General features: G+C 68.2%; 22 protein-coding genes and 2 pseudogenes. 8 read left to right on the top strand and 16 right to left on the bottom strand.

Translation table 11 applies throughout. The features are described from left to right. Positions 1-7: 7 nt before the first annotated feature. Positions 8-829 carry a molybdate ABC transporter substrate-binding protein gene (modA, locus tag E5206_RS04970; RefSeq protein WP_136321525.1) on the bottom strand — a complete coding sequence of 274 codons (822 nt, stop codon included), beginning with the start codon at positions 827-829 and terminating at the stop codon, positions 8-10. Next, positions 826-1236 (bottom strand): TOBE domain-containing protein, encoded by a 411-nt coding sequence (locus E5206_RS04965; protein WP_136321524.1) that lies wholly within the window; start codon positions 1234-1236, stop codon positions 826-828. Before E5206_RS04965 ends, modA begins: the two co-directional genes overlap by 4 nt. Before the next feature lie 114 nt (positions 1237-1350). On the opposite strand from E5206_RS04965, the gene E5206_RS04960 reads away from it, so the two are divergent. Further along, a complete protein-coding gene (locus E5206_RS04960; protein WP_136321523.1) occupies positions 1351-2220 on the top strand; it encodes a DUF4031 domain-containing protein in 870 nt (289 codons plus the stop codon). 9 nt (positions 2221-2229) lie between these two features. Here E5206_RS04960 and E5206_RS04955 read toward each other — a convergent pair whose 3' ends face one another. From E5206_RS04955 to E5206_RS04940, 4 genes are all read right to left on the bottom strand, one after another. Then, positions 2230-2703 carry an SRPBCC domain-containing protein gene (locus tag E5206_RS04955; RefSeq protein ID WP_136321522.1) on the bottom strand — a complete coding sequence of 158 codons (474 nt, stop codon included), beginning with the start codon at positions 2701-2703 and terminating at the stop codon, positions 2230-2232. Positions 2704-2714: 11 nt separating this feature from the next. Beyond that, positions 2715-3122, bottom strand: coding sequence for a YccF domain-containing protein (locus tag E5206_RS04950; RefSeq protein WP_136321521.1), 408 nt, complete (start codon positions 3120-3122; stop codon positions 2715-2717). Positions 3123-3196: 74 nt separating this feature from the next. Further along, on the bottom strand, positions 3197-3745 hold the full coding sequence (locus E5206_RS04945; RefSeq protein ID WP_136321520.1) for a YceI family protein: 549 nt from the start codon (positions 3743-3745) through the stop codon (positions 3197-3199). A 116-nt stretch (positions 3746-3861) separates the two neighbouring features. Next, a complete protein-coding gene (locus E5206_RS04940; RefSeq protein WP_136321519.1) occupies positions 3862-4461 on the bottom strand; it encodes a phosphoribosylanthranilate isomerase in 600 nt (199 codons plus the stop codon). Between the two features lie 95 nt (positions 4462-4556). Here E5206_RS04940 and E5206_RS04935 point away from each other — a divergent pair, with 95 nt between their 5' ends. The 3 genes and pseudogenes from E5206_RS04935 (at position 4557) to E5206_RS04925 (ending at position 6679) form a co-directional block, all read left to right on the top strand. Beyond that, entirely contained in the window at positions 4557-5144 is a 588-nt protein-coding gene (locus E5206_RS04935) for a HutD family protein (protein ID WP_136321518.1), read from the top strand. Positions 5145-5295: 151 nt separating this feature from the next. After that, positions 5296-5996 (top strand): annotated as a pseudogene (locus tag E5206_RS04930) (aldo/keto reductase); the annotation flags it as partial. 32 nt (positions 5997-6028) lie between these two features. Further along, the gene (locus tag E5206_RS04925; protein WP_136321517.1) at positions 6029-6679 is read left to right on the top strand and encodes an MBL fold metallo-hydrolase; all 651 of its coding nucleotides are present in this window, start codon (positions 6029-6031) and stop codon (positions 6677-6679) included. An 89-nt stretch (positions 6680-6768) separates the two neighbouring features. Here the strand turns inward: E5206_RS04925 and E5206_RS04920 are convergent, their stop codons facing one another. Next, complete coding sequence (locus tag E5206_RS04920; protein ID WP_136321516.1) at positions 6769-8709, bottom strand: DEAD/DEAH box helicase; 1941 nt, start codon at positions 8707-8709, stop codon at positions 6769-6771. Between the two features lie 460 nt (positions 8710-9169). On the opposite strand from E5206_RS04920, the gene E5206_RS04915 reads away from it, so the two are divergent. Continuing rightward, positions 9170-10201 (top strand): SAM-dependent methyltransferase, encoded by a 1032-nt coding sequence (locus E5206_RS04915; RefSeq protein ID WP_136321515.1) that lies wholly within the window; start codon positions 9170-9172, stop codon positions 10199-10201. Here the strand turns inward: E5206_RS04915 and E5206_RS04910 are convergent. From E5206_RS04910 to E5206_RS04880, 7 genes are all read right to left on the bottom strand, one after another. Beyond that, the gene (locus E5206_RS04910) at positions 10187-10426 is read right to left on the bottom strand and encodes a ferredoxin (protein ID WP_136321514.1); all 240 of its coding nucleotides are present in this window, start codon (positions 10424-10426) and stop codon (positions 10187-10189) included. The genes E5206_RS04915 and E5206_RS04910 overlap by 15 nt on opposite strands. Next, on the bottom strand, positions 10423-11676 hold the full coding sequence (locus E5206_RS04905; RefSeq protein ID WP_136321513.1) for an NADH-ubiquinone oxidoreductase-F iron-sulfur binding region domain-containing protein: 1254 nt from the start codon (positions 11674-11676) through the stop codon (positions 10423-10425). The genes E5206_RS04910 and E5206_RS04905 overlap by 4 nt, the downstream gene beginning before the upstream one ends. Then, positions 11673-12230: a ferric reductase-like transmembrane domain-containing protein gene (locus E5206_RS04900; protein WP_240689948.1), complete on the bottom strand. Its 558-nt coding sequence runs from the start codon at positions 12228-12230 to the stop codon at positions 11673-11675. The genes E5206_RS04905 and E5206_RS04900 overlap by 4 nt, the downstream gene beginning before the upstream one ends. Next, positions 12223-13179: an FAD:protein FMN transferase gene (locus tag E5206_RS04895; RefSeq protein WP_240689947.1), complete on the bottom strand. Its 957-nt coding sequence runs from the start codon at positions 13177-13179 to the stop codon at positions 12223-12225. The genes E5206_RS04900 and E5206_RS04895 overlap by 8 nt, the downstream gene beginning before the upstream one ends. 1 nt (position 13180) lies before the next feature. After that, complete coding sequence (locus tag E5206_RS04890) at positions 13181-13492, bottom strand: hypothetical protein (RefSeq protein WP_136321511.1); 312 nt, start codon at positions 13490-13492, stop codon at positions 13181-13183. 80 nt (positions 13493-13572) lie between these two features. Beyond that, on the bottom strand, positions 13573-14820 hold the full coding sequence (locus E5206_RS04885; protein WP_136321510.1) for a HAMP domain-containing sensor histidine kinase: 1248 nt from the start codon (positions 14818-14820) through the stop codon (positions 13573-13575). Next, complete coding sequence (locus E5206_RS04880) at positions 14817-15485, bottom strand: response regulator transcription factor (protein ID WP_136321509.1); 669 nt, start codon at positions 15483-15485, stop codon at positions 14817-14819. Before E5206_RS04880 ends, E5206_RS04885 begins: the two co-directional genes overlap by 4 nt. Positions 15486-15933: 448 nt before the next feature. Here E5206_RS04880 and E5206_RS04875 point away from each other — a divergent pair, with 448 nt between their 5' ends. After that, entirely contained in the window at positions 15934-17436 is a 1503-nt protein-coding gene (locus tag E5206_RS04875) for an amino acid permease (RefSeq protein WP_136321508.1), read from the top strand. Positions 17437-17555: 119 nt separating this feature from the next. Continuing rightward, on the top strand, positions 17556-18986 hold the full coding sequence (locus E5206_RS04870; RefSeq protein WP_136321507.1) for an IS1380 family transposase: 1431 nt from the start codon (positions 17556-17558) through the stop codon (positions 18984-18986). 171 nt (positions 18987-19157) lie between these two features. Here E5206_RS04870 and E5206_RS04865 read toward each other — a convergent pair. Together E5206_RS04865 and E5206_RS04860 are read right to left on the bottom strand one after the other, a co-directional pair. After that, positions 19158-20457 (bottom strand): annotated as a pseudogene (locus tag E5206_RS04865) (MFS transporter). A gap of 84 nt (positions 20458-20541) precedes the next feature. Beyond that, positions 20542-21795, bottom strand: a complete 1254-nt coding sequence (locus tag E5206_RS04860; RefSeq protein ID WP_240690126.1) for an MFS transporter — start codon at positions 21793-21795, stop codon at positions 20542-20544. A 318-nt stretch (positions 21796-22113) separates the two neighbouring features. Here E5206_RS04860 and E5206_RS04855 point away from each other — a divergent pair, with 318 nt between their 5' ends. Continuing rightward, positions 22114-22419, top strand: a complete 306-nt coding sequence (locus E5206_RS04855) for a hypothetical protein (RefSeq protein WP_136321505.1) — start codon at positions 22114-22116, stop codon at positions 22417-22419. Positions 22420-22422: the final 3 nt, after the last annotated feature.

The following is a 22422-nucleotide window of genomic DNA, read 5'->3' as shown; positions in this document are numbered from 1 at the left end:
CCGGCGCCTACGGGGCGCCGAAGCCGGCGTCGAGGAGGACTTTCCGGCCCTCGCTGCCAGTCACCGCGGCGATAAAGGCGGCGGCGAGACCCTTGTTCCTGCTGGTCCGCACCGCGGCGATCGGGTAGCTGTTGACGGCCTGGGCCGACTCGGGGAACGGGATTCCCTTGACCTTGTCCCCGGCGGCCTTGACGTCAGTGACATAGACGAGTCCGGCGTCGGCTTCACCGGAGGTGACCTTGCCCAGGACATCGGTGACCGAGGATTCCTCGCTGACCGGCTTCAGGGTGATGCCGCTTGCCTTCTGGACCGTCTGGGCCGCGGCGCCGCAGGGTACCTGGCTCGCGCAGGTCACGACCTTCACGCCCGGCCTGGCGAGGTCCGCAAACGAGCCGATCGAGGCGGGATTTGCCGGCGGCACAGCGATGGTCAGGACGTTTGTGGCGAAGTCTTGGGACGATCCTTCGACGAGCGACGCGTCCGAGAGCCTGGCCATGTTCCTGGTGTCGGCTGAGGCGAACACGTCTGCCGGGGCCCCCTGGGTGAGCTGGGTGACCAGATCGGAGGAACCGGCGAAGCTGAGCGTGACCTTGGTTCCCGGGTTCCTGGCCTCGAAATCGCTGGCCAGCCTGGTGAACGTGGGCTTCAGGGACGCCGCCGCGAAGACCGTGATGCTCCCGGAGAGTCCAGGGGCCCCGGAGCCGCCTGTTGCGGCGGGGGTGGAACTGCCTAGGGCGGAACTGCCTGGGGCGGCGGGGGTGCCCGAAGCACATCCGCCGAGGCAGGCAGCCAACACGGCAGAGAGAAGGAGGGCGGCTGAAAATCTCATAGGACGCTCTTGCCTTTGGACGTTTCGATGATGACGGTGGTGGCCTTGACGACGGCGGTGGCAACAGATCCGAGCTCAAGCCCAAGCTCGCGCACGGCCTCGCTGCTCATCAGCGACACCACACGGAAGGGCCCGCATTGCAGTTCCACCTGGGCCATCACCGTGTCCGCCGTGATGGCGGTGACCAGACCGACGAAGCGGTTCCGGGCCGAGCTGCCGACCTGGGCCGGGTCGTCCGGAAGCTGGGCCTGCTGCCGGGCCAGCCGCGCGAGCTCCAGCCCGTCCACGGCCAGCCGCCCGGCGCCGTCCTTCAGCGCGGACAGGCTCCCGTTCTCGATCCAGCGCCGGACGGTGTCATCACTGACGCCGAGGAACCGGGCTGCTTCGGAAACGCGGATATTGGGCATAGGGAAACTCTAACTCGCATCTGCGGTTCATAGGGAAGAATTTCTTCGCAAACAAGATCACCACACTGGCCTCCCCTGCCGACGCTCCCTCACGCCCCGCATTAGACTTCCTGCATGGCCATCTATGTTGATCCGCCGCTTTGGCCTGCCCATGGAACCCGCTTCTCGCACCTGATCTCGGACACCTCGATCCAGGAGCTGCACGACTTCGCAGCAGCCGCCGGTATTCCGGAACGGGCGTTCGACGGCGACCATTACGACGTCGCCGAAGCCCGCTACGGGGCACTCGTCGCGGCCGGGGCCGTCCCCGTGGAGGGCAGGACCCTGGTCCGCAAGCTGATCGCCAGCGGCCTGCGGATCCCCGCACGCCAGCGCAGCAAAGCCCTGAAGCTGCCCCTCCTGAACCGCTGGAACGACGCCCTGCCGGCCCACGATGCACTGTTCCTCGATCTCCTGGACCGCTGGGGCGAGGAGCACCGGAGATACCACGGCCGGACCCATCTGCTGGCGGTCCTGGAAGCCCTGGACCTGCTGACGCATCCTGCCGCCCCGCCGCGCCCGGTGCTGCTGGCGGCCTGGTTCCATGACGCCGTCTACCGCGGCATCGCAGGCGAGGACGAGGAAGAATCGGCCCGGCTGGCCGAGGACGCTCTCGCCCGGGCCGGGCTTCCCGACGCCGAGGTGGACGAGGTGGCCCGCCTGGTGCGGCTGACGGCCGACCACTGCCCCGGGCCCGACGACGACGCCGGCGCCCTGCTCAGCGACGCCGATCTCTCGGTCCTGGGCGGCGCCCCCGAAGCTTATGCCCGCTACCGGGCAGCGGTCAGGGAAGACTTTGCGCACATCGGCGACGACGACTTCGCCGCCGGGCGCGCCGCCGTCGTCCGCCAGCTCCTGCGGCTCGATCCGCTCTTCCACACGAGCCGCGGACGCGAACTGTGGCTGGAGGCAGCCCGCCGGAACCTGCGCGGCGAACTCATGTGAACGGGGCGCTCAGGCGTCGACGCCGAGGTGATTGGCCAGCCGCTCGAACGACTCGAGCCAGCCGGACCCGTGGGCGTCGCGGCTTTCCACGGACTCGAACGGCCCCTGGGTGAAGGTCATGAGGCTGCCGCCGTCGACCTCTTCCAGCCGGAACGCCACCTCCGTCTCAAAGCCCCGGGTCCCGTCCGGCTTGTCCCAGGCATGGGTAAACATCAACAGCCCGGGCGGCTCAATGTCGGTGTGGACACCGCTCCACCAGTGCTCTTCCCCGGTGTCGTCCTTGATCATGCAGGCCCGGTAGAGGCCGCCGACCTCCAAGTCCGTGTCGATGCTCTCGCGCGGAACATGGAAACCGTGCGGCCCCCACCAGTCCGGGGCCTGGTCCGGGTCTGTCAGCGCGGACCAGACCACGGCGATGGGGGCCCTGAACTCGCGGACGATGACCAGCATAAGGTCATCGCCCGCCGCAGATTCTTCAGACATCTTGATCTTCCTCAGCTCTTGCGGTAACCCGTCACAAAGGGCGAGTTGCTTGGGACTATCTGCTTGCCCAGCGGCATCAGGGACACCGGGATGAGCTTGAGGTTGGCGATCGCCAGCGGGATGCCGACAACCGTGAGCGCCATGGCGAACGCCGTGACGATATGTCCGATCGCGATCCAGATGCCCGCCACGAGCAACCAGATGACGTTTCCGAGCAGCGCGAACAGGCCCGTGCCGCCGGGCCGGTCCACCACCGTACGGCCGAAGGGCCAGAGCGCGTAGGAGGCGATGCGGAACGAGGCGAGCCCCCATGGAATGGTGACAACGAGCAGGCAGCAGACCACCCCCGCCACGAAGTATCCAAGCGCCAGCCAGAGACCGCCGAAGAGCAGCCAAATGAGGTTCAGGAGTGTCTTCATGGACCCATTCTCCCCCTCCACGAGCCGGCAAGGACCAGAGTTTGGCTCCGGACAGTCACCATTCCGGGAGGCCGCTAAGCTTCCTGCTTGACCAGGGCCGCTTCGACGTTGATCTTGACCTTGTCGCCGACGAGCAGGCCGCCCGCTGCCAGGGCGGCGTTCCAGGTCAGGCCGAATTCCTTGCGGCTGATTTCTGCCTCCGCACTGAAACCTGCCCGGGTGGCACCGAAGGGGTCCACCGCAACGCCGGTGAATTCGACCTCAAGGTCCACCGGCTTGGTGGTGTCGCGGATGGTGAGATCACCCGTCAGCACGTAGTCCTCGCCGTCGCCCCTGATTGCGGTGGCCCGGAAGGTCATATCGGGGTACTTCTCGACGTCGAAGAAGTCGGGGCCGCGGACGTGGCCGTCGCGGTTGGCGTCACCGGAATCGAAGCTGGCGGTCTTGATGGTCGCGTGCAGGCTGGCGTCGGCGAGGGAATCCCGGACCCGTGCCTCGGCGGTGGCCTCGTTGAACCGGCCGCGGACCTTGCTGATCCCGGCATGGCGGACACTGAATCCGACTTCGCTGTGGGACATGTCCAGCGTCCAGACGCCAGGGGTCAAACCTTCGGGCAGAGTCACAACGGTCTCCTTCGAGCAGCTGGCGGGCCGGACCCGCCTGGTCATCGGGGCATTCCCCCACAGAGCATGCTAACGATGAAGTCAGCCCCCGGCTAGTGCCCGAGGGCTTGCATGCTTCACGCGGATTTGGCTGCCGCCACGAAGGCTCTGATCTTGGCCAGGTCCTTGACCCCGCGGGATGATTCGACGCCGGAGGAGACATCCACGCCCCAGGCGCCGGCCTGCGCCGCCGCCTCGGCGACGTTGAGGGGGTCCAGGCCTCCCGCTAGCAGCCAGGACCGGCCCTTGAGCGGTTTGTCCCGGACGGAACCGTAGTCCCAGGCCTCTCCGGAACCGGGCACGGCGGCGTCGATCAGCAGCAGCTCCTCGCCCCAGCTGCCGAACGCTTCGGGAGGCGCCGACATCGTGACGGCGCGGATGACTTTCATGCCGGCGTCGTGCACCGCCTGCACATCCGCCGGGGTACGCCCTCCGTGCAGCTGGACCCAGGACAGCCCTGCCTCACGCGCCACCGCGACGGCGGCAACGGCCGTTTCATGCCGGAAGACCCCCACGGCGGGAAGCCCGGCCGGAACCTGGTCCAGGAGCTCCCGGACCTGCGCGGGCGTCACTTCCCGGGGACTAGCGGTCAGCACGAAACCGACGGCGTCCGCCCCGGACCCGACCGCAATGCGCACTGATTCGGGGGTGCTGAGCCCGCACACCTTGACGAACATTCCGGCTCCTTCTGCAGCAGTTTCTTCTTCTGACGTTAGCAAGACTGCGCGGCGGGTGCGGAGTTGCGCCCGGAGCCGGCGGCTAGGCTGGGGCCATGGAGATCATCCGCTATGCCGAGCTGAAAGCCCAACCCTGGCGAAATGGAGGCGGGGTGACCCGCGAACTGGCCCGCCATCCTGAGGCAGTTTCCCCGCGGGACAGCTGGGATTGGCGGGTGAGCATCGCCGAGGTGTCCAAGGCCGGCGGCTTCTCGGCCTTCCCCGGCATGGAGCGGGTGCTGACCGTGATCGACGGCGATCTGCTGCTGCTGAACGTCGACCGCGCCGAGCACCCGCTTGAGAAATACCGCCCGTTCCGGTTCTCCGGCGACGCGGACTCGGCCGGGGCGCTGCCCACCGGCGATATCCGGGACCTGAATGTCATCACCCGGAACGGCGCATTCAAGGGTTACACGTCCATTATCGAGCTCTCCAAGAAACGCGCCCACCCTGTGTTCGCCGGCCAGTGGGGGATCCTGCTGCAGGGCCAGGCCGCGGTCAGCCCCGGGTCCGCCGGCGGGTCCGCCGCACCGGTTGAACTGAACCGATATGACGCCGTCGTCGGCTCCGACACCGCGACGCCGGAAATCCTGGGCCGTGGTTTCCTGGCCGTCGTTTCCATCGACCGCGTTTCTGACGGCTGAGGCTCCCACCATGGAGGAGGGACGACGGCGGGTCCGGCGACATGCCGTCGTCCGCAGCTTTGCCGCCGTCAAAGGTGGGGAAACCCGGTGTGCCGGGCAGGAGCGCTGGAATAGCGGAGGCGGCCGGGGGTTCCGGGATAAAACGAACGGAGTGCATCATGAGGTGGAGCCGGCCGAGGCCCTGAGAACCCTGCACCACGCGGTGGATGCCGGCATCAGCTTCATCGACACGGCGGACATCTACGGCGGGGGCAGCAACTAGGAGCTGATCGCCCGGCTGCTCAGGAAGCGCCGGGACGAAGTCCAGCTCGCCACCAAGTTTGGCCTGGTGGGCACACCGCCAACCGGCTATTCGGACATCCGGGGCGACGCGGGCTACGTGTCGCAGGCCGTGGACCGCAGCCTGCAACGGCTGGGCACCGACACCATTGACCTGTACTACCTGCACCGCCGTGACCTCCGCGTTCCGATAGTGGAAACCGCGGGGGCCATGGCGGAGCTGGTGCAGCAAGGCAAGGTGCGGCATCTTGGCCTGTCCGAGGTGACGGCCGAGGAGCGGACGCCGCGGAGTCCAACCAGGGTGTGGTCGCGGCCGTCCAGGCGGTAGCCGCCGAACTGGAAGCAACTCCGGCCCAGGTGGCGCTTGCCTGGCTGCTTGCGCCGGGCAGGCAGCTGGGGCTGCCCGTTGTCCCCATCCCCGGCACGCGCAAGGCGCATCGGATCGGTGAAAACCTGGTCGCCCTGACGCTCACCTTCACCGCCGCGCAACTGCAGAAGCTCGACGCCGCGGCGGACGCCATCGTCGGCTCCGGGTCCGCGGACCCCCGCTGGGTCTCCGAGGGCCGCGAATAAGGCGGCCTGGACGGCGACCTAGACTAAGCCCCATGGACTCACTCATTCACTCACTTCGTGACATCACCATCCGCCGGATTTCGGTCAGCGAGATGGACAACAACGTATACCTGCTCACCGCCAAGCAATCCGGCGCGCAGCTCCTGATCGACGCGGCCGACGATCTGCCCGCCATCCAGGGGCTGCTGTCAGACGCGGCCGCCGATACCTCCGCGACGCCGGAGCTGGCGCTGATTGCCACCACCCACCAGCACTGGGACCATGTCCGGGCGCTGCCGGGCCTAGTGGAGGCCACCGGCGCGAAGACGGCGGCCGGTACGGAAGACGCCCCGGAGCTGCCGGTGCCGGTGGATGTCCTGCTGGGCCACGGGGATATCCGGAGCTTCGACGGCTTCAAGGTGACGGCAGTGCACCTGCGCGGGCACACTCCGGGATCGGTCGCGCTGGTGTACCAGGACCCGGAAGGCCCCACGCACATCTTCTCCGGCGATTCGCTGTTCCCGGGCGGCGTCGGCAACACCCAGAAGGACCCGGAGCGGTTCGCCCAGCTGATCACAGACGTGACCGAGCGGCTGTTTGCTGTCTACCCGGATGACACCGTGGTGCATCCGGGCCACGGCAAGCCCACCACCCTGGGTGCGGAGCGCCCGCACCTCGAGGAGTGGCGCGCCCGCGGCTGGTAAGGCCGGAAACCTCATCGAGTGCTCCAGAACTGCCGTTATGAACCTTCTAAACGGCCGTTACGGAGCACTCGATGGTGATTTAGGCGGGTTTAGCGGCTGCGGCGTTCGTTCGACGCCGGGGCTGAAGCGCGGCGCGGGCCGCCGCTGCGGGCCGGACGGCCTTCGCCGGAGCGTCCGTTGCCGCCACCTGCATACGATCCGCCCGAGGTTCCGCCGGTGTTCGACGACCAGACCGCGGTGTTTGCTCCGGTTTTGCTTCCGGCAGAGTTTGCCCCTGCGGCGGCACGCTGGCCGGTCGCCGGACGCCCGCCGCGCTGGCCGCCGCCTGCTGCACCCGTGCGGGGAGCACCCGTGCGGGGAGCACCCGTGCGGGGAGCACCCGAGCGGGGAGCACCCGAGCGGGGTGCGCCGGAGCGGGGGGCCGAAGCGCCGCGGGCATCGGCGCGTCCTTCGGAGGCGCGTCCGTCGGACCCACGGCCAGCCGCTGCGCGGCCGCCCGCTGCGGGTACATCGTTGCGGTGTGTGCCGTAGGACGTTGAGCGGCCGCGGGCGTTGCGGCGTTCGGCGCGCTCGGCTTCCATCCGGTCCTCGTTCTTCTCGATGACCCGCTCTGCAGCGTTGCGCGCTGCAGCCTGGCCTTCGTAGGCCACGGCGCGGCGCTCGGCACGGGGAAGATCGGTGCGGGGAGCCTCAGCTCCGACGCGACCGCGTCCGCCACGTCCGCCCCGGCCGCCTGCGGTGGGCGCCGCCTGGGTGGTGCGGCGGGCGCGCTTGCGCTCGGCGTTGGCTCCGGTGGAGGTGCCACCACCCTGGTTGGACTTGGCGGCCAGCAGTGCGGCGCGGGTGCGCGGATCAATCTTGTCGGCCATTTCGCCGACCAGTTCGGCCACCAGCGGTGAGCTCGCGGTGACGCGCTCGAAGTTGACCTCGACGCCTGCAGCCTTCATAAGCTTCTTGACGTCGGACTGCTGCTCGGGCAGGGTCAGCGTGACGACGGTGCCGTCCGAGCCTGCGCGGGCGGTGCGGCCTGAGCGGTGCAGGTAGGCCTTGTGCTCCGTGGGCGGATCCACATGGATGACCAGCTCGACGTCGTCGACGTGGACGCCGCGGGCGGCGACGTCGGTGGCGACCATGACGCGGACGTCACCGGAGGCGAACTCTGCGAGGTTGCGGTCACGGGCATTCTGCGAGAGGTTGCCGTGCAGGTCGACGGCGGGGATTCCGGCGTCGGTCAGGGTCTTGGCCAGTTTGCGGGCGTGGTGCTTGGTCCGCATGAACAGCATCCGGCGTCCGGCGCCCGAGGCGAGCTCGACAATGACCTGCTTCTTGACGGTCTGGTCATTGACGACGAGCACGTGGTGTTCCATGGTGGTCACCGCGGCCTGCGGATCGTCCACCGAGTGGGTCAGCGGGTTGGACAGGTAACGCTGGACGATCTTGTCAACGCCGTTGTCCAGGGTGGCGGAGAAGAGCAGGCGCTGGCCCTGGCTGGGGGTCATGTCCATGAGCTTCTTGACGACCGGCAGGAAGCCGAGGTCGGCCATGTGGTCAGCCTCGTCCAGGATGGTGATTTCAACGGCCTCAAGGGTCAGGACGCGCTGGCGGATCAGGTCTTCCAGGCGGCCCGGGCAGGCGATGACGATGTCGACGCCGGCACGCAGTGCCTTTTCCTGGCGGGCCTGGGAGATGCCGCCGTAGATCACGGTGGTGTTCAGGCCCATGGCCTTGGCCATCGGCTCGATGGTCGCGTTGATCTGGGTGGCCAGTTCACGGGTGGGTGCAAGGACCAGGCCCATGGGCCGGCCCGGCTTACGGAAGTGCTTGGCCTCCCGCTCGGCGAGTCGTGCCACAAGCGGAATGGCGAAGGCGATGGTCTTGCCGGAGCCGGTGCGGCCGCGGCCGAGGACGTCGCGTCCTGCCAGGGTATCGGGGAGGGTCTTGACCTGGATCGGGAACGGTTCCTCGATCCCCTGGGCGGTCAGGGTGTCGGCGAGAGCCTTGGGCGTGCCGAGGGCAGCAAAAGTAGTCATGTATTTCTAGGTCTTTCAGGCGGTATCCATGCGGATATCGGCCCCCGATGCCGGTTGGCCCAGGGGTTCGCCGAAGAAAAGTCAGGTGATCAACCGGGCTGCCACCAACCTTGCGGCAGTGGCGGCCGGGACCAAATAGAACGCGTTCATCGACGCAGGATGTGCCTCTCACATGAAAAAAACCCACTCCCTGCACTCGGATTCCGGGAGGAATCCAGCAGGGGAACCGGTTGATGAACCGGAACCGGTCAATCAAGACCAAAGTGGGCATCACTGCACATCAAGTTCCCTCAGTCTATCATCTGCTGCCGCCCTCCCCCGTACACGGCCGTATGACGGCTCCCGAACGCCCCCGCGCGGCTCCCGCACGGAGGTTTGTTGACCCCCGATCCGCGCCGGAGGAGCATGGCCGGAGGGGGATGGGCTGGCATGGCTGGGCGGACGGAGGAGTACGGGCGGGATGCGGGACGTGAATGGAATAGCGCCGGCCGCCTTGTTTCGCGTGATCCAGGCGGCGCTGCTCCCGGTGGGGACGGCGGGCTACCTCTGGGGAGTGCCCAAGCTGCTCCTCTACAGCCACCGGACGGGGATATCGGCAACCCTGCTCGCGTCGCTCTACACGCGCTACATGCAGCACCGGCTGGGGACCAGGCCGGATGAGCCTGCCGCCCGGCTCATGATGGTCATGCCCAATGTTTCCCGGCAGGGCTTCGGCCTGGAGACCATTCCGACGATGCTGGGCCATCGGCTCACGGGCTATGTTCCGCGGATCTACCGCTATCCCTACGAGGGTGAGGCACCGATGCGCCATCAGCAGACCGCACGGACAACGCTCTACGACGCCGCCCTGCGCCGGCACCTCCCCGGGATCCGGCAGCTCGTCATCCTCGGCGCCGGGTTCGACACCCGCGCCAGCCGTTTATCCCCTGAAGACCAGGTGCGGTGCTTCGAGATCGATCGTCCCCGGACCCAGTCCTTCAAACTGAAGATGCTGAAAGATGCGGGTCTCGCGACGGACCTCGCCACCTATGTGCCCGCCGATTTCCGGGCCGGGGACTGGTTCGAAAAGCTCGTGGCCTCCGGCTTTGACCCGGACAGGCCCGCCTTCTTCCTCTGGGAAGCGGTGACAATGTACCTGGACCGGGCCGCGGTGGAGGGAACGTTGCAGAGGATCGCCCGAACGGCCCCCGGCAGCGTCGTTGCCTTTGACTACTTCTCCGCCGAGACGATCACGTCCCGGTCACCGTACATGCGCTACGCCCGGGCCACGACGAAGTTCGTGGGCGAGCCGCTCACCTTCGGGATCGACAACTCGCCGCCGGCCCGGGAGCGCGCCGCGGAATTCGTCGCCGCCTTCGGCCTGGCGCTTGAGGAACACCGGAATTTCGGCAGGGAGACCCGGCTGCGGCAGGCCCCCGCAGGGTTCGTGACGGCGACCGTCGGGGCTGCGGTGCAGGGGCGAGGGGTGGGCGGACAATCACCGTCCGGATGAAGGCCGCCGGACCGCGATGCTCAGCGCCAGCTTGGGGCAGAGCTGCACTGCCTCCTTGGCGGCTTCGGCACTGTCCGGCCCGATTGGAACATCCGAGCGGTTGGCGGAACTGCTCCGCGGCACCGGGTAGCCCCAGTCGTCGCGGGCCAGCAGCTTGGGAAGCAGTTCCGTGCACAGCCCGCGCCCGTCACACCTGGTCCAGTCGATGTGCAGGGTGCCGCTCATGCCGCCCTCCAGTCCTGCCGCAGGCAGGTACCCGCCAGATGGGCCTTGACGTCGGCGGAGAAGACCTCCAAGGCACTGCTGACCAACCCGATGGTCCCGTCAGGGTGGTGGCAGGCACCCCGGCCGGCGACGAGCCGGCTCAGCCGGTCCAGCTCCCGCGGCAGCTGCGGGTTCCGTTCCCCGGCAGCGATCCGGTTGAGGACACCGGCCATGGCCGGCAGGCCGAACATGCAGGGCCCGCACTGCCTGGCGGATTCAGCCGCCAGATAGTCCAGGATCCGGGCCGTCGCCGCCAGTCCGCACTGCTCCACGGACAGGGCATGGATGACTCCGGCGCCGGGCCTGACGGCCTGGTTCACGGGGCCGGCCGGGGACAGCTGGTAGTCAAGCGGTTTGACCCAGCGGCCATGGTATCCCCCCACGAGCACGGCGGACAGGGAAGCCGCGTCGATTCCGGCGTCGTGAAGAATTGTCCCCAGGGCGGCATTTCCGGCGACCTCCAGTACCTGGTCCTGGCAGGCGCCGGAGACCGAGACGAGACGGGTGCCCGGATCGCGGGGCGTACCCACGCTGCGGAACCACGGGGCGCCATAGCGGGCGATCAGGCCCACGTGGGCCAGCGTCTCGACATTCAGGACCAGGGTGGGGCGCCCCTTGACCCCGGATTCGCTGAGGCGGCGTCGTTTATCCAACGGCAACGCCGTGCCGGTCGAAATGGCGTTGACCGCGGCGCTGGCCTCACCAGAGATGAAGGTTTCCGGGGCTTCCACGAGCCGTATCCGGCGCGCGTCCGGGCGTTCGGCGATGGCCTGCCCGACGCCGGAAAGGCTGGCGGCCGTGGCGTAGAGGTACATCTCCGAGCCCACGACGGCGCGGGTCGCCACCAACAGCCCGTCGATCACCAGGTGCGGGGAATTGGCCAACAACGTCCGGTCCTTGAAGCTGAGCGGTTCCCCTTCGGCGCCGTTGGCAATGACCACCGGACGCGCCGGAAGGAGGCCCGCCGAACGGGCTTGTGCCGTCGCGGCCAGTTTCCGCCAGGAGGCGAAGGCAGCACCGCCCCGGCCTGTCAGTCCTGACTTTTCCAGCTCGGCGATGAACCCCGGACCAATGCTGCGTACGTCCAGCGGCCCGAAGGTCTCAAGATGGTCCCTGAAGCCGGCATGTGTTCCGGCGGCGAAGAGCCGGAAGGAGCCCTCCGGAGCCCGGGTCCGGCTGGTCTCCGGCAGGGCCGTATCCGCTGATCTCATAACAGGCCTCCTTGGCGGGCTTTGGAAGTTTCGAGGAAGCCGGAGGACGCCCGCCACAGGACGGCACCCCCGACTGCCAGCACGGACACTGCCGCCAGCGCGAGGAACCATTTGGAGGTCCCATCGGTGCCGTTGCCGATGGCGTGGGCCAGGGCAACGGGCCACATTGCGTAACTCAGCCAGTGGACGGCCCTGAACGTGCGCTGACCGATCCGCTGCCGGAGGAGTCCTGTCACGACGATCGCCAGCACCAGGTCAAGGGCTGCCGTTCCCAGCCCCTGCCAGAACGGCCGGTACGAACCCAGGAACGGGACCAGGACGTCGACGACGTTGAGCCTGGCGTAGGAATCCAGCAACAGCGATCCGACATGGAGGCCCAGGAAGACCGTGGCCAGCACTGAGATATTGCGGTGCAGGAGGGTGATCGAAAACCGTGGCAGGACCAGGAGCGGCCTGCCTGAACGGGTCAGGATGCCGAGCAGCACGGACCCGGTGAACAGGATCAGCGAGATGAACCCGCTGACCCGGCCGAAAGCCCACATGGCTTCATCCATGGAAGCCCACCCCCGCCGTCGTTTGTTGTTCGCTTGGCCAGCCGCCCGTGGCGATGGTCCGCCCCTGCTGGTCAACGAAGCGGCCTGCGATACCCAGGGCACGGAACCAGTCGACAGCGGCGAATCCCCGGACGATGCCGGCCGTGCTGAAGGCGTTCGCCGCCAGGCAGCTGGGGGCCGCGACGGTGACGGAGCGCCAGACCGGCTCGGCGGGGAGGCCGAAGCGCGGGTCCAGAATGTGGTGGAATTGCACTCCGTCACGCTGCCAGCGGCGCTTCTGCGTGCTGGAGGTGGCCATCCCGAAGCCGGCGGACAAAGTCAGTTGCTGGGCCGGGTCAACCTCGAGGTCCTGGACGAGGACCTGCCAGCCGCCGTCGGGCGCGGGTCCTGCGGTGGCCAGGTCACCGCCCAGCGAAACCATCACCCCGCTGCCGAGCCCGGCGTGGACGCGGCTGGCCGCACGGTCCGCGGCGATGGCTTTGGCGCTGGCGCCAAGATCCAGGCGGAGATCGTCGGGGACCGTGAGGATACGCCCGTCCATGCTGACCCGGGTCCATCCGGCCGGACGCGGGAGAGCCCGGGCGTCCGCCGGCGTCGCAATCTCCGGAGCCTGGCGCGGGGGAAAGAGCCGGACGCTCACGATGTCCCGGTCGTAACCCAGGGCGTCCAGGTCCCGGCCCAGGGTGGGATCGACGTCGCCGTCGGTCCAGCGGGCAGCGTCGTGTGCGCCTTCAACCAGCAAGGCGAGCAGCGGGCTCACCCGGGCCCCGGCGGCGAGCGCGGGCTGCAGCCGTGCCAGCTCCGAATCATCCCGGAACCGGCTGCAGGCCTCGTCGATTTCGGCTACCGTGGCCCGGACCATGCCTTCGGCCGATTCGAGGGCCGCCGGCTCGGTCACGGCCACCACGGCTTCGAGACCCCAGACGGTCCATGATGTGCGGGCGGCCATCTCAGGATCCCGAGGATTTCCCATGGACCACCCCGCCGCTGCCCGGCTGGACGGGGCTGACCCCGGAGTAGCTTCTCCCCTGCCGGGCACTGCCCTGGGAACTGCCGCTGCTGCCGGCGCTGCCGGTTCCACGCGAGGACGAGGAAGAGGACGAGGACGGGGAAGAGGAGGACGGGTAGCTCGCCGCGGCCTTGTTCGCGGTGGTTGACGCGTACACTGCGGCAGACGCCACCCCGGCGCCCGCGATGCTGCCCACGGCTACTGCGGCGGTGATGCCTGCAGCCAACCGTTTGCCGTTGCTTCGAATGTCCATGGCCTGCTCCTAGCTAGGTGCGCCATTCCGTGCGGGGAATGCCTCTCCTTCAATAGTGCCCGCAGTTTCTTTGCCGTTTCTTAGACATTCCTGTCAGCAGGCTTTGGCTTTCGGGACAGCGGCAGGGTAACCACGATGGCAGCGCCGCCTCCCGGCCGTTGTTCTTCGACGCTGACGCGGCCGTCGTGAAGGGCGGCGATCTCAGCGACCAGCGCCAGCCCGAGTCCGTAGTGGCGCGGTCCCCCGTCTGCACCGGCCCCGGACCGTGAGGAGGCGAAGCGTTCAAAAGCCCTGGTGCCTGAGCCGGGGGCGAAGCCTGGGCCGTCGTCGGCAACCCGGACGATCGCGTGGCCGCCCCGTGTGCTGACCTGCACCTCGACGGCGGAGTTGGCGTGGTCCAGCGCGTTGGAAATCAGTGCCGTGCACACGCGCCCCAGGGACACGGCCGAGCCATGGACGGTGACGGGCACCGAAGGGGAACTGCATTCCAGCCGGATGGAACGCTTCTGGGCCTCCGCCCCCGCCAGGGCAACGGCATTGGCCGCAACATCGGCCAGGTTGACCGGCTCATGGTCAGCCGAGCTGCGGGGGTCCGCTGACATCAGCAGATCGTCGAGGATGCCGGTGAGCAGCTTCGAGTCCTGGACGATCCGCTCCACACCGGTGGCGATCTCGTCCGGCGGCGGCGCAGCGCCCTGCGCGGTCAGCTTCCGGCGCAGCAGCTGTGCCCTGGTGCTGAGCAACGTCAGCGGGGTGCGCAACTCATGGCTGGCATCGGCGACGAAGCGGCGCTGCAGGGCGAGGCTTTCAGCCAGCGGGTGCATCGCGCGCGTGGCCATCCACACCGATGCGAGCGCCCCCAGCACGGCGGCCGCCCCGCCGGCAACGGCCAGGGCCATGATCAGCCGGTCCGCCTCCTCCTGGCTTTCATGCCGGTCGACAGCGGCCTGTGCGACCCTCCCGTCGTGGAAAGCGGTGAGGACCGCGTAACTCCGCCCGGCCACCTGGACGGTTCCCCGTTCGCTGATGTGGGACGACTGCACCCGGCCGATGGCGCCCGTGTCCGGAAGGCCCGCCGGCATGTTGCGTGACACGGTGAGCTGGCCATTGCCGGAAATAGCCACAAACACATCCAACGGGGCGTCGCGTGGTGCGTCCACCAGCGTGGCCCCCTCGAGTTTCCGGTTGTCTGATTCATCGGCGCGGGCCGCCACGACGGAGTACATCAGGCCGCCCATCAGGGCGAGCAGGACAAGGATGAGCGCCGTGAACTGGAGGGCCAGCCGGACCACGGCGCCCCTCAGTTCGGACCGTTCCCGGGTGCTCACAGGAGCGCCCCCAGCCGGTAGCCGACACCCCGGACGGTGAGCACCGCGGACTTGGCCAGCTTCTTCCGCAGGTAATGCACGTAGGTGTCCACGACGCCGTCGTCGTCGGCTTCCGGGAACACCGCATCCATCAGGCCCTCCCTCGTGAAGATCTGCTGGGGGCGGCGGGCCAGCAGTGCCAACAGTTCGCTTTCCCGTTCGGACAGGACGATGACGGCCCCGCTCCCCAGTGTGACCGTGCGGCCGCTGACGTCCAGCATGCCGCCGGGAACGGGCACGGCGTCGGAGGACGCGGTGTGCCGCCGCAACAGGGACCGGAGTCTGGCGAGGAGCTCGTCGACGTCGAACGGCTTGCCCAGATAGTCTTCCGCGCCCCGGTCCAGGCCCTCAACCCTGTCCGCGGGGTTACTCAGCGCGGACAGTATCAGTGCCGGAGTGGCCACTCCCCGGCTGCGGAGCCGCGCCAGAACGTCCAGGCCCTCCATGCCCGGCAAGCCCCGATCCATCAGGAGGACGTCGAACGGCTGGCTGAGCCCCTCGTGCAGGGCCCGCTGCCCGTCATGGGCCATCACCACCGTGTAGCCCTCGCCCCGCAGCAGCTCCTCCAGCATGGCAGCCAGGCTGGCATCGTCTTCCACCAGCAGTACTTTCGGCCCGTCTGTCATGGGCAGAAGTATAAGGGCGGCAGATGCATGCCGGCCGGGCCGCGGCGGACATGCGCCCGGGCGGACCGACGTCGGACACCGGACGACGATTGAGGCACCGGCACTCGACGTTTGTCGAGCAGCCGTTCGGCTCTCCTTCGGCCCTGAACACCCCCACGAGGCACCGGGCAGGGCGCCCTGCCGTCACGGCAAACCCCGGGCTGACACCGCAAAACAATCTTCCGCGGGGCAGCAGAGTCCCGGCTCAACGACGGCGCCCGCCCCGGGAGCCAGCCGGTGGATCCCCTGGGTCCACCCCGCGAAGCATCGGCAGCGGGCCGGAATCCTGCCCCTAGTCTTAATCCACCAGCCCCGACTGTTAGCTCCGTCACATTTGCGACGGAGCCGCGCGGCCGGTACGGCACCACCATTACCGCCCGCCGCCAGCTGTGACAAGGAAAGAAGCCTTATGTCTGAACGCACAATTTCGGTAGCCGAGACCACCGCCCTGCAAACCGGCACCGGGGGACACCGCCAGGAACCGCATCTCGCCCGGGCGCTTGGCAACCGCCATATCCAGCTGCTCGCCATCGGCGGCGCCATCGGAACCGGCCTGTTCATGGGCTCCGGCAAGACGATCTCGCTGGCCGGCCCCTCGGTCATCTTCGTCTACATGATCATCGGCTCCATGCTGTTTTTCGTCATGCGCGCCATGGGTGAGATCCTGCTCTCCAACCTGAACTACAAATCCTTCAGCGACTTCGCCGGAGACCTGCTGGGTCCGTGGGCCGGATTCTTCACCGGCTGGTCATACTGGTTCTTTTGGGTGGTCACCGGCGTCGCCGACATCGTTGCCATCTCCGGCTACGTGGACAAGCTCGCACCGGGTACACCCCTGTGGATCCCGGCCCTCATCACCCCGGCCGTGCTGATCGTGCTGAACCTGCCCAGCGTCAAGGCCTTCGGCGAGGCCGAGTTCTGGTTCGCCATCATCAAGGTAGTGGCGATCCTCGCCCTGATCGCCACCGGCGTGGTCATGATCGCGACCCACTTCACCTCCCCCAACGGCGCGGTGGCCAGCCTGGCCAACATCTGGAACGACGGCGGCATGTTCCCGCACGGGATGTTCGGCTTCATCCTCGGCTTCCAGATCGCCATCTTCGCCTTCGCCGGGATCGAACTGGTGGGCACTGCAGCAGCGGAAACCAAGAACCCGGAAAGGAACCTGCCCCGGGCCATCAACTCCATCCCCATCCGCGTCCTGCTCTTCTATGTAGGGGCATTGGTCGTCATCATGGCGGTGAACCCGTGGCACAGCATCGACCCCGCCAGCAGCCCGTTCATCGGCATGTTTACCCTCGCAGGGCTGGGCATCGCCGCCGTGGTGATCAACCTCGTCGTGCTGACCTCCGCCGCATCCAGCGCCAACTCCGGCATCTACTCCACCTCGCGCATGGTCTACGGCCTGGCCCAGGACGGGAACGCACCGAAGGCCTTCGGGAAGCTGAGCCCGCGCAAGGTCCCGCAGAACGCCCTGCTGTTCTCCTGCATCTTCCTGCTGTCCGGACTCGTCCTGCTCTACTCCGGCGATTCCGTCATCGGCGCCTTCACCATCGTCACCTCGGTTGCGTCGGTGCTGACGATGTTTGTCTGGTCGATGATCCTCGTCAGCTACATCGTGTTCCGCCGGCGGAGGCCCGAACTCCATGCCGCCTCGAAGTTCAAGATGCCGGGCTCCGGCTTCATGCCCTATGTGGTGCTGGCGTTCTTCATCTTTATGCTGGTGGCCCTGGCCCAGGCCGATGACACCCGGCTCGCGCTGGTGGTGGCTCCGGTGTGGTTCCTGCTGCTGGGCATCGCTTGGTACTTCAACCGCCAGACGCCCCTCCAGCAGGCCCGGATGGCGGAATGGGCGGCAGTGTCAACCAGGGAAAAGGCGACGGCGGCAAGGGCCACGGCCGCCGGGCGCTAACCCAAGGTTTTCATGGCGGGTCCGGCGGGATGGCGTGTTAATCAGGGAAAGGGTGCTCTGAACTGGGAAAATAGTGGTTGTCGAGACCGTTATTTGCCGAGCGAGGGAGCACCCTTTCGATGCAGAAGTCTACCGCTGTTTTTCCGTCCCCGCCGGTCAGTTTCACCGGCCAGTCGCTGATCTCCCACGCCCGGGTTTCGGTGCTCACCGGCTTCATGGACGCGCTGGGTTTCGGCAGGCTGTGTGAGGACAGGCTGGGCCAGTTTGTTCCCTCTGGCGCGAAACACCGGCCTGGCCGGCTGGTTGGTTCTTTGGCCGCCATGCTCGCCGCCGGAGGCGAACACGCCTCCGATCTGGACATCCTGCGTTCCTCACCCGGCGTCTTTGGTCAGCTGCCCTCGAACGCGACCGTCTCCCGGTTCTTCGAACGCACCGTGGCGAACCCGGAGCTGTTCGGCTACGGATTCGAGACCCTTACCCGGGAACTGCGCACGCGGGCCTGGGACGCGGCCGGGGACCGGAACCCGGCACTGGCCGCGACGGCTGCGGACCCGCTCATCATCGACCTCGACGCGACCCTGGTGACCTCGCATTCGGATAAGGAGAACGTCGCCGGAACCTACAAGGGCGGCTACGGGTTCGCCCCGTTCATCGCCAGCGTCGACTACGGCGGCGGCAACGGTTCCGGGGAAATCCTCGCCGCAATGCTGAGGCCGGGCAACGCCGGGGCGAACAGCGCCGAGGACCACATCCGGGTCTTCCACACCGCCGCAGCCCAACTGCCCGAGAGCTTCTTCACCGAGGCCGGGGCCCTGGCCGGGGAAAAGGTCCTGGTCCGCACCGACGGTGCCGGCGCCTCGCGGAAATTCCTCTGGCACCTGCACAGCCTGGGCGTGCAGTTCTCCACCAGCTTCGCGCTGCCCTTGGGCAAAGCGCACATGATCGACTGGATCAACGACAAAGAGCACTGGCAGCTGGCCCTGGACCAGCACGGGAACGACCGGAACGATGCGTGGGTCATCAACGCCACCGACGTCATCCCGCTCACCGATTACCCGCCGGGCACCAACCTGTTCCTCCGCGCCGAGCCGCTGCACCCCGGCGCGCAGCCGACCCTGCTCGACGTCGACGGGCACCGGATCACCGCGTTCCTGACCAACTCCCCACGCTGGCACGGACCCTTCCTCGACGCCAGACACCGCGCCCGCGGCCGGTGCGAGAACCGGATCAAAACCCTGAAAAACACCGGCCTGGGCAAGCTGCCGTTCTTCGATTTCGCCGCGAACCAGGCCTGGGCAAACATCGCCACCCTGGCCCTCAACCTGGTCTCCTGGCTCCAGCTCGCCGCCCTCCCGGACGGCCACCACGCCAAAGCCTGGGACATCAAACGCTGGCGCTACCGGCTCTTCGCGACCGCCGGGAAAATCATCACCCGCGCCCGCCGCCACCAGCTCCTGCTCCCGGAAACAGCGCCCGAGAAAGACCTCCTGAAACTGCTTCTGGAGAACACCGCCCGCCTCAGCAAAGGGCTCGTTCCTTCCACCGGCTGATCGTGGACCTCATCCTGTCCCAACGAACAGCACGATCACCGGAAGTGGAACCGGCGCCAACCCCGAAGCGAACCGACGGGCCACACCAGACTGCCCGAAAACAGAAAACAACCGCCCACCAGCCACGGCCACAAACCAGCGGCCATCAACGAGCATCATGAAAAATCGAGGCTAATCCCGCTGCCGCGAGGCAACCCTGGGGGCGACCGCCACGGCGGCGATCCCGATGACCGTAGCGAGGGCAAAGACCCCGGCGAAGGCGGCCGCCGTTGTGGCGGCCGCCTTCGCGGTCGCGGCAAATGCGGCAAAGATGATCCCGGTGGCGGCGAGTGCCAGCGCGCCGCCGAGGGAATCGGAGATGGACATGGCGGAGCTGTTGAAGCCTTCAGTCTCCTTGGTGGACAGGGCCAGGGTCATGACGCTCAGGCGCGGATACATCAGGCCCATGCCGCCGCCGGCGAACACCCAGCCGGTGATCGAGCCGGGGACCGAGCCTGCCCTGGACGGCCGAGGCGCAGGCCCAGGCGACGGCGCCTCCGGTCAGGGTGAGGCCCGCGAAGGTGGGCTGGAAGGCGTACCGTTCCACCAGCAGGTACGGAAGGTAGACCTCGGCCCCGAAAAACGCCGCTGCGACCAGCCCGCGGGTGAGGATGACGCTGGGCAGTCCGTGCCGGGCAATCAGGGTTCCGCGCGGGACGAGGGGACGGACGGCCACGAGCGCCACCACGACGGCGGCTGCCGCCAGCGCACCGCCGGCCACCGGAAGCTCCGCCGAGAGGTTCAGGCCGAGCACGGCGAGCGCGGCGAGCACGGCCCAGGCCAGCCGGCCGTAGTCCCAGCGGGTCTCGGGCCGCACGTCTTCGGAGCCGGCATGCAGCCCCCGCACGGCCGGAACGATCATCAGCATGGCCGGCACCACGAGCCCGACCACACCAAGGAAGACCCAGTGCCAGCTGGCCAACTGCGCCACGACACCGGCGGCGAAGGGGCCCACGAGGGACGGAACCACCCAGGCCGCGGCGAAGGCGGCGAAGATCTTCGGGTGCAGCACTGCCGGATAAACCCTGGCCACGACCACGTACAGCGCCACCGTCATGGCGCCGCCCCCCAGCCCCTGCACCAGCCGGCCCGACACCAGCGCCGGCATGTTCACCGCTGTTCCGGCGATCAGCAGCCCCACGACGAACATAGCCACGGACGCATACAGGGGAGCGACCGGTCCGCGCCGGTCCGACCAGTTCCCGGCCGCGACCATCCCGATGACGCCGGTGGCGAGCGGGCCGGCGAAGGCCAGCGCATAGAGGCTGGCGCCGTCGAGTTCCCGGCTCACCAGCGGCATGATGGTGGTCACCGCGAGGGATTCGAACGCTGCCAGGAACACCAGGGCGCACGCGCCAAGGGTCACCAGCAGGTAGCTGCGGTGGAAGATCCCGGCTGATTCCGGGGCCAACGACGGGGAGGAACGGGGCACGGGCGGGGCCTGATCGATAGTGGATGCGTTGAAGGCTAGAGGGGAAGCATGCCACAGCCGGCGGCCCGGGCGCACCTGCGGGAGTCAGCCGCCGACGAAGCGGTTCCGTCCGGCGCGGTAACCGAAGACGGCGGCCAGGGAGCCAACCACCAGGAACAGCACGGCCGCCGCGGCGAAGGACCCCGTGGCTTGATGCAGCTGGCCCACCACGAGGGTCCCGGTGGAACCCAGCCCGTAGCCCACGCCCTGCATCATGCCGGACAGGTGCGCTGCCGTATGCCCGTCGCGGGTGCGGACCATGATCATGGTCAGCGCCACCGCCGTCAGGCTCCCCTGCCCCAGGCCCAGCAGCCCGGTCCACAGCCAGACCAGCGGCAGCGGGCCGAAGATGCTCAGGGCGAAGCCGCCGCCGGTCATCAGCGCCACCACCGTATTGATGGCGCGCTGGTCCCGGAACCGCGTGGCCAGGGCCGGGGCGAACAGCGATCCCAGCATCTGCAGCCCGATCGAGGCCGAGACGATCAGCCCCGCCGTGCCGCCGTCAACCCCGCGCTCGCGCAGGATCGGCGCCAGCCACGCAAACACGCTGAAGGACATCATCGCCTGGAGCACCATGAAGATGGTCACCTGCCAGGCGACGGCCGAACGCCACACATTGACGCCGCCGGCCGCCTGCTGGTGCCGGCCGTGGTGCTGCCGGATGGCCAGCGGCAGGAACAGCAGCAGAACGACGCCAGGCGGCACCGCCCAGAACCACAGCGCCGCCGTCCACTCCCCCGTCGCGGCAAAGACGGGATAGGTGAAGCCGGCACCGAGGGCCGCTGAAGCGCAGATCGCCGTGGTGTACAGGCCCCCCATGAGGCCCAGGCGGTGCGGAAAGTCCCGTTTCACGAGGCCCGGCAGCAGCACATTGCACAGCGAGATCGCGGCGCCGCACGCGGCCGTTCCTGCCAGCAGCGCAGGAAGGTGTCCGGCCCCGGCTGCGTCGAGCGGCCGCAGCAGGAGCCCTGCCGTGAGCACCGCCATGGCGCCGAGCAGCACGCGCTCGGCCCCGAAGCGGCGCGCCAGCACGGGGGCGAGCGGAGCGAACAGACCGAGCAGCGTCACCGGCACCGTAGTGAGGACCACCACCGCCCAGCCCGGCAGCCCGGCGTCGGCCGTCACCTCGGGAAGCACGGCGGAGAAACTGGAAAACACGGTGCGGAGGTTCAAACCGATGAGGACCAGGCACACGCCCAGGTAGGCCAGCCCGCGACGGCTTCCGACGCGGGTGGGCTCCGCCGCGGGAACGTCGTCGATCTCCGCGTCCACCAGGGGGCTGCGGCGCCCCGGGGCCAGGCCGGCGACGGCGGGGCTGCTGGCAGCGGAGTCAGAGGCGCTCTTCGGTAAGGTCACTGACCCATTCTGGCAGGCACCCACCGGCACGGCGGAGGCGCGGACGGGATTTATCCACATACGGCGCAGGCGCGTCGAGATGGCCCCCGGTCCGCACCTACGCTGGCCAAACAAGCACGACCACCCGCACTGCCCAATAGACACTGCCTAATAGGCATTGCCCAATAGACAGGGGGAACAATGAGCCTCCAGCAACACCCGCCAACGCCGCCGACCGCTCCACCTCCGGCACGGGGCCTCGGCGCCGGCATAGTAAGTCTCGTGTGCGGCGCCCTGATGGCCCAAAGCTTTACTGTGACCATGCCGGCCAGTCTCCTTGCCGCGCTGTTTACCCGGGCGGACGCGGGCCGCGGCCCGCAGGATTGGGTTGCGCCCGCAGTCTTGTGGAGCCTGCCGGCTCCCCTCGGCCTGGCCTGCGTGATCCTGGGCATCACTGCCGTCGTTCGATCAGACGGGTGGACGAATACCCGGGTCATCGGCATCCTGGCGTTGTCCATCCTCGCGCTCCAAATTGCCGGCATTCTGGTTCTGGGGGCCAAAGGCGGGGGGTTCCTGATGATTCCGTGAACG

Origin of the sequence: Arthrobacter sp. PAMC25564 (assembly GCF_004798705.1) — a bacterium.
Taxonomy (GTDB): Bacteria; Actinomycetota; Actinomycetes; order Actinomycetales; family Micrococcaceae; genus Arthrobacter.
This window is presented reverse-complemented; position numbering and strand designations above follow the sequence as displayed.